Annotated in this window: 16 protein-coding genes; 11 read left to right on the top strand and 5 right to left on the bottom strand. The window is 68.5% G+C overall.

The window, feature by feature from the left end; all coding sequences use genetic code 11:
• Positions 1–185: 185 nt before the first annotated feature.
• Complete coding sequence (locus tag ADBZ9K_RS04195; RefSeq protein WP_526618704.1) at positions 186–1,319, top strand: nitronate monooxygenase; 1,134 nt, start codon at positions 186–188, stop codon at positions 1,317–1,319.
• 33 nt (positions 1,320–1,352) lie between these two features.
• Here the strand turns inward: ADBZ9K_RS04195 and ADBZ9K_RS04200 are convergent, their stop codons facing one another.
• Entirely contained in the window at positions 1,353–1,796 is a 444-nt protein-coding gene (locus tag ADBZ9K_RS04200; RefSeq protein WP_526618705.1) for a hypothetical protein, read from the bottom strand.
• Between the two features lie 404 nt (positions 1,797–2,200).
• Here ADBZ9K_RS04200 and ADBZ9K_RS04205 point away from each other — a divergent pair, with 404 nt between their 5' ends.
• Both ADBZ9K_RS04205 and ADBZ9K_RS04210 read left to right on the top strand, forming a co-directional pair.
• Entirely contained in the window at positions 2,201–2,512 is a 312-nt protein-coding gene (locus ADBZ9K_RS04205; protein ID WP_526618706.1) for an STAS domain-containing protein, read from the top strand.
• A gap of 8 nt (positions 2,513–2,520) precedes the next feature.
• On the top strand, positions 2,521–3,336 hold the full coding sequence (locus ADBZ9K_RS04210; RefSeq protein ID WP_526618707.1) for an ANTAR domain-containing protein: 816 nt from the start codon (positions 2,521–2,523) through the stop codon (positions 3,334–3,336).
• Here the strand turns inward: ADBZ9K_RS04210 and ADBZ9K_RS04215 are convergent.
• Positions 3,322–4,020 carry a hypothetical protein gene (locus ADBZ9K_RS04215; protein WP_526618708.1) on the bottom strand — a complete coding sequence of 233 codons (699 nt, stop codon included), beginning with the start codon at positions 4,018–4,020 and terminating at the stop codon, positions 3,322–3,324. The two genes, ADBZ9K_RS04210 and ADBZ9K_RS04215, sit on opposite strands and share 15 nt — an antisense overlap.
• Positions 4,021–4,070: 50 nt before the next feature.
• Between ADBZ9K_RS04215 and ADBZ9K_RS04220 the strand changes: the two genes are divergently transcribed.
• Positions 4,071–4,736 carry a hypothetical protein gene (locus tag ADBZ9K_RS04220; RefSeq protein ID WP_526618709.1) on the top strand — a complete coding sequence of 222 codons (666 nt, stop codon included), beginning with the start codon at positions 4,071–4,073 and terminating at the stop codon, positions 4,734–4,736.
• Here the strand turns inward: ADBZ9K_RS04220 and ADBZ9K_RS04225 are convergent.
• On the bottom strand, positions 4,705–5,040 hold the full coding sequence (locus ADBZ9K_RS04225) for a hypothetical protein (protein ID WP_526618710.1): 336 nt from the start codon (positions 5,038–5,040) through the stop codon (positions 4,705–4,707). The genes ADBZ9K_RS04220 and ADBZ9K_RS04225 overlap by 32 nt on opposite strands.
• Before the next feature lie 75 nt (positions 5,041–5,115).
• On the opposite strand from ADBZ9K_RS04225, the gene ADBZ9K_RS04230 reads away from it, so the two are divergent.
• From ADBZ9K_RS04230 to ADBZ9K_RS04250, 5 genes are all read left to right on the top strand, one after another.
• The gene (locus ADBZ9K_RS04230; protein ID WP_526618711.1) at positions 5,116–5,907 is read left to right on the top strand and encodes a helix-turn-helix domain-containing protein; all 792 of its coding nucleotides are present in this window, start codon (positions 5,116–5,118) and stop codon (positions 5,905–5,907) included.
• Positions 5,908–6,013: 106 nt separating this feature from the next.
• On the top strand, positions 6,014–7,294 hold the full coding sequence (locus ADBZ9K_RS04235; protein WP_526618712.1) for a cytochrome P450: 1,281 nt from the start codon (positions 6,014–6,016) through the stop codon (positions 7,292–7,294).
• Complete coding sequence (locus ADBZ9K_RS04240) at positions 7,291–7,836, top strand: YceI family protein (RefSeq protein ID WP_526618713.1); 546 nt, start codon at positions 7,291–7,293, stop codon at positions 7,834–7,836. The genes ADBZ9K_RS04235 and ADBZ9K_RS04240 overlap by 4 nt, the downstream gene beginning before the upstream one ends.
• Before the next feature lie 131 nt (positions 7,837–7,967).
• On the top strand, positions 7,968–8,690 hold the full coding sequence (locus ADBZ9K_RS04245; protein ID WP_526618714.1) for a FadR/GntR family transcriptional regulator: 723 nt from the start codon (positions 7,968–7,970) through the stop codon (positions 8,688–8,690).
• Positions 8,687–9,349, top strand: coding sequence for a sterol desaturase family protein (locus ADBZ9K_RS04250; protein WP_526618715.1), 663 nt, complete (start codon positions 8,687–8,689; stop codon positions 9,347–9,349). Before ADBZ9K_RS04245 ends, ADBZ9K_RS04250 begins: the two co-directional genes overlap by 4 nt.
• A gap of 22 nt (positions 9,350–9,371) precedes the next feature.
• On the opposite strand, the gene ADBZ9K_RS04255 is transcribed toward ADBZ9K_RS04250, so the two are convergent.
• Together ADBZ9K_RS04255 and ADBZ9K_RS04260 are read right to left on the bottom strand one after the other, a co-directional pair.
• On the bottom strand, positions 9,372–10,127 hold the full coding sequence (locus ADBZ9K_RS04255; RefSeq protein ID WP_526618716.1) for a L,D-transpeptidase: 756 nt from the start codon (positions 10,125–10,127) through the stop codon (positions 9,372–9,374).
• A gap of 143 nt (positions 10,128–10,270) precedes the next feature.
• Complete coding sequence (locus ADBZ9K_RS04260) at positions 10,271–11,536, bottom strand: DUF7159 family protein (RefSeq protein WP_526618717.1); 1,266 nt, start codon at positions 11,534–11,536, stop codon at positions 10,271–10,273.
• A gap of 227 nt (positions 11,537–11,763) precedes the next feature.
• Between ADBZ9K_RS04260 and ADBZ9K_RS04265 the strand changes: the two genes are divergently transcribed.
• On the top strand, positions 11,764–12,129 hold the full coding sequence (locus ADBZ9K_RS04265; RefSeq protein ID WP_526618718.1) for a carboxymuconolactone decarboxylase family protein: 366 nt from the start codon (positions 11,764–11,766) through the stop codon (positions 12,127–12,129).
• Positions 12,130–12,143: 14 nt separating this feature from the next.
• Complete coding sequence (locus ADBZ9K_RS04270) at positions 12,144–12,584, top strand: pyridoxamine 5'-phosphate oxidase family protein (RefSeq protein WP_526618719.1); 441 nt, start codon at positions 12,144–12,146, stop codon at positions 12,582–12,584.
• The last annotated feature ends 3 nt before the right edge of the window (positions 12,585–12,587 follow it).

Genomic DNA, 12,587 nt, shown 5'->3' on the forward strand with positions numbered 1-12,587 from the left:
ACGGTCGACGGTACTCCTCGGGGCGTTCCTGGTGCTCCGACCCGGATGGGTGAGTCGATAGTCATTCGTCGGGTCGCCGATGCCGGATACCTGGAACTGGCGCGTCCCCGTCGTACTAAACTAGAACACGTTCCAGTCTGACCATGCCTGCTTAACGGACATGCCCTGCTTAAGGAGCCGGTTTCATGCACACTGCCCTCTGCGACGAGCTCGGTATCGAGTTTCCCATCTTCGCGTTCACCCACTGTCGCGACGTCGTCGTGGCCGTCAGCAAGGCCGGCGGCTTCGGTGTCCTCGGCGCGGTCGGTTTCACGCCCGAACAGCTCGAGATCGAGCTGAAGTGGATCGATGAGCACATCGGCGACCATCCTTACGGTGTCGACATCGTGATCCCCAACAAGTACGAGGGCATGGACGCCAACATGTCCACCGACGAGCTCACCAAGATGCTGCAGTCGATGGTGCCCCAGCAGCATCTCGACTTCGCCAAGAAGCTCCTGTCCGACCACGGCGTGCCGGTCGAGGATGCCGACTCCAACGCCCTGCAACTGCTCGGCTGGACCGAGGCGACTGCGACCCCCCAGGTCGAGGTGGCTCTCCAGCACCCCAAGGTCACGTTGATCGCCAACGCGCTGGGCACCCCGCCGGCCGACATGATCAAGCACATCCACGACGCGGGCCGCAAGGTCGCCGCGCTGTGCGGCTCCCCGGCCCAGGCTCGCAAGCATGCCGAGGCCGACGTCGACATCATCATCGCTCAGGGCGGTGAGGGCGGCGGCCACTGCGGTGAGGTCGGTTCGATCGTGCTGTGGCCGCAGGTCGTCAAGGAGGTCGCCCCGCGACCGGTGCTGGCCGCCGGTGGTATCGGCAGCGGCTACCAGATCGCTGCGGCGCTGGCGCTGGGCTGCCAGGGCGCGTGGTCGGGCTCCCAGTGGCTGATGGTCGAAGAGGCCGAGAACACCCCGGTGCAGCAGGCCGCCTATGTGAAGGCGTCCAGCCGCGACACCGTGCGCAGCCGTTCGTTCACCGGCAAGCCCTGCCGGATGCTGAAGAATGACTGGACCGAGGCCTGGCAGACGCCGGGCAACCCCGAGCCGCTCGGAATGCCGTTGCAGTACATGGTCTCCGGTATGGCGGTGGCCGCCACGAGCCGGTTCCCCAACGAGACCGTCGACGTCGCGTTCAACCCCGTCGGTCAGGTCGTGGGTCAGTTCACCAAGGTAGAGAAGACCTCTGGGGTGATCGAGCGCTGGGTGCAGGAGTACCTCGAGGCCAGCGGTCGGCTTGAAGAGGCCAACGAGGCCGCCGCGGCCGTCTGAGCCCGGTCGTTCCCGGCCGGCGACGCGCGCACGCTAGCCGGCCGGGACGAACGAACTCCCGTTACCCCAGTCGCCCGCCGTCAGGTATCCCGGCTGCCAGCCCTGCGCACCCAGGCACAGCATGGGCAGGCCGTCGGGAGACTGGGCAGCCGCCTGCGAGCCCGGGCAGGGCGCGCCGACCTGCTGCACGCCGTAGATCTTGGGCGAGAGCACCCAGAAGCCGACGCCCTCCGGTGGCCGGTCCATGCCGATGGGTGACTGTCCGGGAATCCAGTGGCACGCCAGCGGTTCGCCGCCCGGGCCGCGCCCGAACACGAACCGGTCCCAGCGATAGCACGGCGCGCTCAGATAGGCGTCGTAGCTCATCCCGGGTGGGTCACCGGGAAACGGACCATGCGGCTCGTCGGCGACGGCCGTCGGCGCCACCCCCAATGCGGTGCCGACGACGGCTGCTGCGATGACGAATTCGCGGAGCATCTTCCACCCTCTAGGTCTTGGCCGCAGGGCCCTGTGCCCCCGCCGGCCCTGCGCAGAGCCTAACGGCTTGGACCGGGGCACTTCGGGAGAAACCGTAAAGGCGGGCAAAGTGACCAGGCACGCGACATTGCCCCGCGACTTCGGCTCCGCACGTTGCTTGACCCGGCGATCGGCTTGATAAGCTGCCGCGATTGCGTCGTCGGGGGGCGGGAAAAGGACGACGGGAGATCGCTGGTGGATGAAGCGCGCCGAAACACGGCCGGGCTCCGGCCTAAAGTTGTACTGACCTCGGTCGGTAACGGCCGTCCGCGAATCATCGTTTCCGCCAATGGCTGCCGGAGAGCTTCGCCCGACAACGCCACCGAACATGGAACCACCGTCGAGACGCCCGAGGAGTTGCGCTCATGACCGAGGCCCAATTCCAGGTCACGGCGGCTCCCGGCCTGGACTCGGCCCGCGTGGTCGCCGCCGGTGACATCGATCTGGCCAATGTCGCCGAGTTCCAGAATGTGATGGCCACCGCAGCCGCCGGTGCCCCCACGCTGACCGTCGACCTGGCCGCAGTCACCTACTGCGACAGTGCCGCCGTCCGTGCGCTGTTCGCCGTGGCCGCCACCACCGAGCTCACCATGATCGTGGCCTCGGCGGGACCCATCAGGACGCTGCTCGGGATCTCCGGCCTGGACCGAGTCGCCACCGTCGTCACCAAGGAGTGAGGCGCACCATGCCCGTCCCGGAGTTCCATCCCCGCGATCAGGCCCAGCAGAGCGAGTTGTTCGAACGAATCCTCGAGCGGGTCCACCGCGACCTGCCCGACGCCGTCGGGCTGGCGGTGACCGTCCACGACCGGCGCCTCGACGAGGATGAGATGGCGGTGCTGGCCGCCCGTGGGCTCGGTGGCGAGATCGTCGCCGCCCAGATTGCCGGGCTCGGCGGTCCGGTGATCGATGCGTTCGCCCATCAGGTCCCGGTGCTGACGCTGGATCTATGGTCCGATGACCGCTGGCCGGAGTTGACGCTGGAAGCCATGCAGGCACGCGCCCCCGAACACCGTGAGGCGTGGCGCGACATCCAGGGCGCGGTCGCGGTGCCGGGAGTCTGGAAGGCGGACGGCACGGTGGTGCTGTCGGCCGCCCTGAACCGGCCCGCCACCGCCGCCACGGTGACGACGCTCATCGGCTACGAGCAGCTGGTCTTCGCGGCGATGCTGTCGGCGGGCACCCAGGACGGCACCGCAATCGCCGACATGCTGGCGGTGCTGCAGTCGCGCGGAGCCATCGAGCAGGCCAAGGGCGCCATCATGGGCCGGCTCGGTTGCGATGCCGACACCGCGTGGGCGACGCTGCGCCGGGCCAGCCACGAATCCAATGTGAAGCTGCGGTCGCTGGCGGTGGCGCTGGTGGAACACATCAGCGGATCACCCGCCGAGCAGCCCGCCATCGGCATCCCGATCGTTCCCGACGACACCGCTCGGCACGCGGCGCGCCTGCTGTGGGCGGTGCTGACCCCCGAGTCGACCCCGGTGTCACCCGAGAGCTGACGCGGGCATATCGATCGTCGTCGTCACGGACACGATCTGCGGAGCCGGCGGCGCCGAGGAGAACCCGAACCCCACCGGCGGCAGCAGCGGCGCCACCTCGCCGAGGTCGCGACCCTCGAAGCTGCCGTGGGCGCCCACGACGCGGCGGGAACGCCGCACACCGTAATACTCCCGGCGACCGTTTCCGGCGCTGCCCGCGGTGTGCACACCGGGCACGATGCGCGCCGCGATCGGGTCGATGGCGGCGAGCCACCAGGGCGCGGTGGCCAGCCGGGCGGGCACCAACCGCAGCAGCCGGTCCAGCGGGGCCGGCCCGCCGATCGCGATGCGCACGGCCAGCCCGGGGGCGGCGACGTCGAGCCGATCGGCGGACAGCCCCGCGGTCACCGACCCCAGTTCCACGCGGTCGAAGCGGTAGGTCGAGGCCACGAAATCGGCCACCTCGGCGCTGGGCGCAAGCAGGATGCGCTCGTCGGCGGCGGTCTGCACCATCACGTCGGTGAACGAGCCGAACGGTGACTGGTCCCAGCATCCGACGACCAGCCGAACCCCGGCGGCGGTGCCGAAACCGGCGATGTGTCCGGTGAAGATCAGCCGCTGCGCCTGCACCCGTCCGAGGGTAGTCACCGCGCAGTTGGGCAATTCGTCGGGGAAACGCCGCCGCACCAGCGCCGAAATCGTCACCTGAGGTGGTTGGGTTGGGTGTGCCACGCCCCTGCAGACCGAGGAATCCGATGTCCGCTGCCGACCCGCGCCAGCCTGCTGAACCCGCCACCGCGCCCGCGGCCCGATTGCTGGCCTGGCTGGGCGCCGGCGGCGTGCTGACGGCCGTCGGGCTGGTCGTCGGTGTCACCGTGACATCCGGGGCCTCCGATGCCCTTCCCGTCGCGCAGGCCGCCCCCACGTCGACCGCGACGGCGGCCACCACGACGGCCACGGCCACGTCCGGAGCCGCCGCCTCCTACCAGGCGGACTCGAAGGGCTATGTGAACACCGGGGCCCGCTGTGACGACAACCAGACGCTGATGGCCTACGGGCGCACCACCCGCTCGCTGGTCGCGATCTGCGTCAACCGCGACGGCGGCCTGGAGTACCGCGGTGTGCGGCTCAGCGACGACGCGTCCCTGCACATCGCGATCACCCGTAGCTCCGATGGCACCCTGATCGCCACCAACGACGGTGTCACCTACGCGGTCTCGCCTACCCAGTTCGTGGTGTCGGAGGGCGACGACGTCATCTACCGCGATTCGTGGATCGAGTTCAAGCAGCCGACCTTCTCGGAGTCGAGCAGCACCTCATCCGGTGCGAGCACGTCGGCGAGCGCGACGACGACCGTCAGCACCACCACCGTGACGGTCACCACCTCGGTCACCCCGACGACGACCAAGTCGGGCGGCTAACCCGATCCGGCCGGGTCGGATAGTTCACGATCGATCGCCAGACGTCTTCGGGGACCTCCGCATTCGAGCGCAGCACCATCGCCAGCCCGGTGGCCATCGCGACCCCGAGCAGCCCCAGCCACAGCCCGGCCACCGCGATGGCCACCCAAATCGCCACGGTGAGTGCGGGCCACGGCGTCACCAGGGCCAGCAGCGGGGCCAGGAAAAACCCGGCGCCGATGAACCACGCCGAGCCGGCCCGGTCGCATGTCATCACGAACCGAAGCCACCGCGGGATCGGTTGCTGATCGCTGGTCGCTGCCATGGGATCCACGCTCCCCGACCGGGGTGGGTGAGGCAATTACCTGCCAGGTAATGGCGTCACGACCGCACCTGGGCGATGCTGGGCCCTGTGGGCGGCACGGCATTCGGTGAACTGCTGCGGGACTGGCGGCGACGGCGGCACCTCAGCCAGCTCGACCTCGCGTTACGGGCCGCGGTGTCGGCGCGCCACGTCAGCTTCGTCGAGAGCGGTCGGTCGACGCCCAGCCGCGCGATGGTGCTGCGCCTGGCCACCGTGCTGGAGGCGCCCCCGCGCGACGTGAACCAGCTGTTGCTGGCCGCCGGGCTGGCGCCGGCGCATTCGGAACGGCCGCTGAGCGATCCCGGCATGGCGGCGGTGCGCGCCGGCGTCGACCGTGTCCTGGCCGCCTACGACCCCTACCCGTGCCTGGCCGTGGACCGCAACTGGGATGTGGTGCAAGTGAATTCGGGCACCGCCACACTGCTCTACGGGGTTGCCGCCGAGCTGCTGGACACGCCTAATGCGCTGCGGATCGCGCTGCACCCCGAGGGGCTGGCTCCCCGAATCCGCAATCTCGCTCAGTGGCGACACCACCTGCTGAGTCGGTTGCGCCGCGAGGCCGCCGCCGGTGCGTCGGCACAGCGGGTAGCCCTGCTGGCCGAACTCGAGTCCTATCCGGGCGGCTCGGACGGGCCGGCAGACCTCGGCGGCGTCGCGGTTCCCCTCGAGCTGTACCGGCTCGACGGCGTGCTGCTGAGGTTCATCTCCACGGTCACCACCTTCGGCACGGCACTGGATCTCACGGCCGCGGAGCTGAGCATCGAGGCCTTCCTGCCCGCCGACGAAGACACCGCGCACGCCATCGGATCGCCGACCGCACCGACTTAGAACACGTTTCAGTTATAAGTTTCCGAAACCCGCCACCGAGCACTCCGCACGTGGTGTAGGCATGGACCACGGGCACTAGAAGACGTCGTACGGAGGTCCGCTGTTCATGCCTAGCCCCACCCTGCCCCCCGGTTTCGATTTCACCGACCCCGATCTGAACAACGAGCGATTACCCGTCGAGGAGCTGGCCGAACTGCGCCGCATCGCACCGATCTGGTGGAACGAGCAACCGCGAGGTATCGGCGGTTTCGACGACGACGGCTACTGGGTCGTCACCAAGCACAAGGACGTCAAGGAGATCTCGCGACGCAGCGACATCTTCTCCAGCCTGGAGAACACCGCCCTGCCGCGTTACCCGGACAATTCGGCCGTGTCCCACAAGGACACCGGCCAGTTCATCCTGCTCAACATGGACGCGCCGCATCACACCCATCTGCGCCAGATCGTCTCGCGCGCATTCACCCCGCGGGCCGTCGAGACGTTGCGTGCCGATCTGGCCGCGCGCGCCGAGGCGATCGTCAAGGCCGCCGCCGCGGAGGGGTCCGGAGACTTCGTCGAGCAGGTCTCCTGTGAGCTGCCGTTGCAGGCCATCGCCGATCTGATGGGCGTTCCGCAGGACGAGCGAAAGAAACTGTTCGACTGGTCCAATCAGATGGTCGGCGAAGCGGACCCCGAGTTCGCCCGCAACGATCCGACCGGCGCTGCCGGCGAGTTGATCATGTACGGCATGCAGATGGCTGCCGATCGGACCGCCAACCCGCGCGATGACCTGGTGACCAAGCTGGTCCAGGCCGATGTCGAAGGACACAAGCTCTCCGATGACGAGTTCGGCTTCTTCGTGATCCTGCTGGCGGTGGCCGGCAACGAGACCACCCGCAACTCGATCACCCACGGCATGACGGCCTTCACCGACTTCCCGGACCAGTGGGAGCTCTACAAGGCGCAGCGGCCGAAGACCGCGGTCGACGAGATCGTCCGGTGGGCCACCCCGGTGACTTCCTTCCAGCGCACCGCGTTGGAGGACACCGAGCTGTCCGGCGTGAAGATCAAGAAGGGCCAGCGGGTGGTGATGTTCTACCGCTCGGCGAACTTCGACGAAGAGGTGTTCGAGGATCCGTTCTCGTTCAACGTCTTTCGTGATCCGAACCCGCACGTCGGGTTCGGCGGCACCGGCGCGCACTACTGTATCGGCGCAAACCTGGCCCGGATGACCATCGATCTGATGTTCAACGCGATCGCCGATCACATGCCCGACCTGACCCCGCTGGCCAAGCCGGAGCGGCTGCGGTCGGGCTGGCTCAACGGCATCAAACACTGGCAGGTCGACTACACCGGTACCAGTGCGGGCAAGAGCCCTGTCGCACATGCCGATACAGTCGAGGCGTGACCGATACGCCCTGGACACTGACCGCCGCCGAAGGCGAACTGCAGATATTCACCGGAGTCGCCGGCCCCGCGGCCAAGATGGGCCACCGGCTGACCATCGCAATGGCGTCCTGGCGCGCGAGCGTGCAGTGGGATGGCGGTGAACCGGTCTCGGCCGAACTGATCGTCGACGTGGACTCTCTGCAGGTCCTCAAGGGCGAGGGTGGCGTGACGCCGCTGTCGGGACCGGAGAAGGGCGTGGTGCGATCCAACGCACTCAAGGCGCTCGACGCCAAGAAGCACCCGCAGATCCGGTTCGCCGCCGACACCGTCACCAAGACCGACGCCGGTTACCGGCTGGACGGGACCGTCGAGATCCACGGCACCTCCCAACCGCAGAGCGTCGAGCTGGCCGTCGAAGACGCCGGCGCGGTCTGGGTGATCTCCGCCGAGGTGCCGGTGGTCCAGACGCGCTTCGGGGTGAAGCCGTACTCGGTGTTGATGGGGTCGGTGAAGGTCGCCGACGAGGTCACCCTGCGGTTCACCGCACGTCACCCCAAGTAGGGTCCGGCCGCGCCGAGATCGACGAAACGGCGGCGTTTACTCGCACTTCTGCGCCCGTATGTCGGTTTGGGCGTAAAACAGCACTGGTATGACCACTTGACCTCTGACCGATGGGGGGCCATGCTGGGGCCATGGCACTGCAGCCGGTCCACCGGCGGTCCGTCCCCGAGGACGTCTTCGAGCAGATCCTCGCCGACGTCCTCAGCGGAGAGATGCAACCGGGGGAATCCCTGCCCAGCGAACGCCGGCTCGCCGAGGTGCTCGGAGTATCCCGGCCGGCGGTCCGCGAAGCACTCAAACGCGTGGCCGCCGCCGGCCTGGTCGAGGTACGCCAGGGCGACGCCACCACCGTGCGCGACTTCCGCCGCCACGCCGGCCTGGACCTGCTCCCCCGGCTGCTGCTGCGCAAAGGTGAGCTGGACCTCTCGGTGGCCCGCAGCATTCTCCAGGCCCGGCTCCACAACGGTCCGAAAGTGGCCGAGCTGGCCGCCCTGCGCCGCGCGCCCGGACTCGCCGAGCGGCTGGACGCGTCGATCGACGCACTGGTCGCCGCCGAGGACCCAGTCGAGCAGCAGCGCTATGCACTCACGTTCTGGGATCACGTCGTCGATGGCGCCGATTCCATCGCATTTCGGTTGATGTTCAACACCTTACGAGCGGCCTACGAACCGGCCCTGCCGGCGCTGGCCACGCTGATGGCCGCCGAGGTCGGCCACACCGAGGCCTACCGGCGGCTGGCCCGGGCCATCACCGCAGGCGACCCGGCCGCCGCCGACACCGCCGCAAGACAGCTTCTCGAACCCGCAACCACCGCACTGGTCGCGGCACTGACCGCCCTGGAGGAAAGCCGATGAGCGACACCACCACCCACCGTCGCGGTGCCACGCTGGCCGACGCGGGCCGCGAGTTCTGGCGCCATCCGTCACCGTGGCTGCTGTCCGCCGGACTCGCGGCGGCCGTAATCGCCCGGATCGCCGTCGGCGACTGGCGGCTCACCGATGCGGTGGTACCGCTGGCAACCGCGGTGTTGTTCCCGTTCTTCGAGTGGACCATTCATGTCTTCGTGTTGCACTGGCGCCCGCGCCGGGTCGGGCGGCTCACCCTCGATTCCCTGCTGGCGCGCAAGCATCGCGAACACCACGTCGCCCCGCGGGACACCACGCTGGTATTCATCCCGCTGCAATCGCTGATCGGGGCACTGGTCTCGGCCGTGGTCATCGCCGTATGGGTGTTCCCGCGGACCGGGATGGGGCTGACCTTCCTGGTGGTGATCCTGACCGTCGGACTTGTCTACGAATGGTGCCACTACCTGGTGCACACCGACTACAAGCCGAAATCCGCCTTCTACCGGGTGATCTGGCGTGACCACCGGCTGCATCACTTCAAGAACGAGCACTACTGGTTCGGCGTGACCACACCGGGAACCGCCGACCGGGTGTTGCGGACCTACCCCGATCCCGCCTCCGTGGCGACTTCACCGACCGCCAAAAACCTGCATGCCGCGAAGGCGTGAAAAGCACTGGGGCAGTGCGCGATCAGGCGTTGATAACAACCGGATCGCCGATGTTCACCTGGTCGAAGTACCAGGCGGCGTTGTCGGGGCTGAGGTTGATGCAACCGTGGCTGACATTGGCGTAGCCCTGTGAGCCGACCGACCACGGCGCGGAGTGCACGTAGACCCCACCCCAGGTGATCCGGACGGCGTCGGCCACCGTGAGCTTGTAACCCTCGGGATCGCTGAGCGGAATGCCGATGGTGCGGGAGTCCATGACCACCGAGGACTGCTTCTCCAGGACCGCGAAGCTGCCGACGGGAGTGGGATGACGGGGCTTGCCCATCGACGCGGGCATCTGCCGAACCACCTGGCCGTCGATACTGACAGTGAACGTGTGGGCGGAGATATCGGCGACGCCGAGCACCGTCGAGCCGGTGCCGAAGGTCCGCGGAACTCCGCCGGCCATCATGGTGATCTCGGAGTGGGCCGGCCAGAACTGGTCGGGCACGAACTGCACCGTGCTGTCGTCGAGCCACTCGAAGCGCCCCGCCACGTCCGCCGGTGAGGTGACGGTGATGGCGTGCTGCGCCGCCCAGCGGTCGACCACCGGCTTGGTGAACGTCACGACGATCGGGTGAGCCACCCCGACCAGCTGGCCGTTGGTGGGCTGGACCGAGGCGATGGTGGCGCCACCGATCGAGGGAGCCATCGCAGCGGTGCTGACGTGCACGGAAGCCGCCGTTGCGAGCACCGCGATACCGGCGGCGGCGATTGCTCGTCGAAATGCTCTGGCCATGGGTCCCGTCCTCTGGGCGAACAGCAAAGTGCCAGTCTAGTTGTTCGGCCCAGCTGCGCCACCGAACATGCGGGCACAAGCAGCTACTGCAGTGCACCAGCCGCCGAGCGCGCAGCTCGGCCGCGTGTCAGCGAAACCGGATGTTAGCCGCCGGGTGCGGGGTCGGAGCGCAGGTCGGCCAGCCGCTCCAGGATGCGGGTCCGCAGCGACGGCTTGGCCTCGGAAACCGGAGGAACGGCGGCCTGGGCGGGCGCCTGCGGCACGACGGCGGCGTCCACCGGTGCCGCGGCGGCCGGATCTGCCGATGCGTCGGCCAGTGGCGCCTCGGGTGCGGGTTCGGTCGGATTCATCGTCATGGCCGGTTCCGCTGCCTGCTCGGGGACCGGTGCGGACATGGTCGCCGGCGGCTCAGCCGGCAACGCCTGTTCAGCCGGGGTGGGAAGCACCTGTGGGGGCGGGGCGGGGGCCGACGGAACAGCGGCCGGCTTCAGGGCCGGGGTCTCGGCGGTGTTGACCACCTCGCGATGCTCGGCACGCACCCCGCGATCGGGGAGCAGTTCCAGCCCCACCGCGACCGAGGCCGACACCACGAATGCCACGACGCCGCCAACCAGCAGTGCCAACGGGGCGCGATGCGCGGCCGAAGAAGTGCGTCGCGGGGCGGGCGGGGCCGAGAAGGCGAACACCGGATCGTCGAACAGGCCGATGCTGTTCACCGAGGCCAGCGCGGCTCCCCGGGCCAGGGCCAGCTCGGCCTCGGCGGGTGCGAGCACCGGGATGCCCAGAATTTGCTCCAGCTCGCGGGCGATCGCGTCGAACTCATCCCCCGAGCCCAGCAGTACCAGGCCGTCGGGCTGCCAACCATCACGAGCCATCAGCTCGGTGAGCCAGCCGATCAGATCCTGTTCGGTCTGCAGGTCGTAGCTCACGGCGGTGTGCACCGCATTCTCGGTGGCGTCGACAACCAGCGCGACGACGGCGTCGGGCTCGACGACGCACACCGCGGTGACATCGGCGCCGATCACCTCGCCGATACCGCGGGCGAACGCTTCGGTGGCCTCCGGCAGCCGGATGGGCACCACGTTGTCGAAACCGGAGTCGGCCAACGAGTCGAGAAGCAGTGAGGCCTCGACCGAGGCGTCGTCACTCCAGGTCACCCCGATGGACTGCAGGCGCTGGCCCCCGGCGATGGCCTGGGTGCGTGACAGCGCCTCGGCCACGAATTCCGAGGTGGTGACCGGGCTGAACCCGCCGCGGCGCACCTCGAACGCGTCGTGGACCTTGGTGGCGCCGGCCACCCCGTCGCCTTCGACCAGAACGAGTCCGACGGTCGTCGGGGTCATCGACAATCCCAGGACGGTGTCCAAATGAGCTCCTCTCCTGCCCTGACTTCCGGCGTCGTGCAACATTCACCCAGGCACGAATGCCTAGCTGCGGTACTTCGCTGAGAGCACCGGAAGCGAACCGGGACAGCACGGTCGTCATCGACCTTGGTGGAGCCTACCCGCACTGCGGTATACCAGCGAACGAGCGCGACCCGATCGCGGTTCGGCGACGATGCGGTAACGACGGATTAGCCGGCAGAGGTCGCCAAAAGTCCATCTCGCAATACCCGACCCGGTATAGGGTTGCGGACATGGAACATGGCCACTCCCACGAGATTCTCGACGATCTACGCCCCCAGCACCGCGCGCTGCGGCAGATGATCCCCGATGTGTACCGCGCGTTCAACGAGATGAGCGGGGCGGCGCTGGGTGCGGGCGCGCTCGAGGCGAAGGTCAAGGAACTCATGGCGATGGCCATCGGGGTGGTCCACGGCTGCGACGGATGCATCGCCTCGCATGCCCGCGCGGCGGTCCGCGCCGGCGCCAGCAAGCAGGAGGCGGCCGAGGCGATCGGGGTGGCGATCACGATGCACGGCGGGCCGGCCACCGTGTACGGCGCCCGCGCGTATGCGGCGTTCTGCGAGTTCGCCGATGCGGCGGCGCCGACGTCGATGTGACCGATAGTCAAGGGATGTTGGGCGAACTCAATCAGCGCCAGATCGACCATCTGCTGCACAGCGAGGTGATCGGCCGTATCGGGTGTATCGGCGACGGTCGGGTATATGTCGTCCCGACGACCTACGTCTACGACGGTGACTGCGTCTACGGGCACTCGATCGGCGGCACCAAACTGCACGCCATGCGCGCGCATCCGCAGGTGTGCTTCGAAGTCGAGCACGTCGACGACCTGTCCAACTGGCGCAGCGTGATCGCCTGGGGCACCTTCGAGGAGTTGCACGGCGATCAGGCGCAGGCCGGGATGCAGCTGCTCATGGACCGGCTCATGCCCTTGATGGCCAGCAGCACCAGCGGCCCGCCGCATGGAACGGCCTCCGCGGCGGCCGGTGCCGCGGAGGCCTGTGTGTATCGGATCAGGATCGGTGAGAAGACCGGCCGCTACGAAAAGCGTTGACCT

This window comes from Mycobacterium sp., assembly GCF_965229265.1.
Taxonomy (GTDB): Bacteria; Actinomycetota; Actinomycetes; order Mycobacteriales; family Mycobacteriaceae; genus Mycobacterium.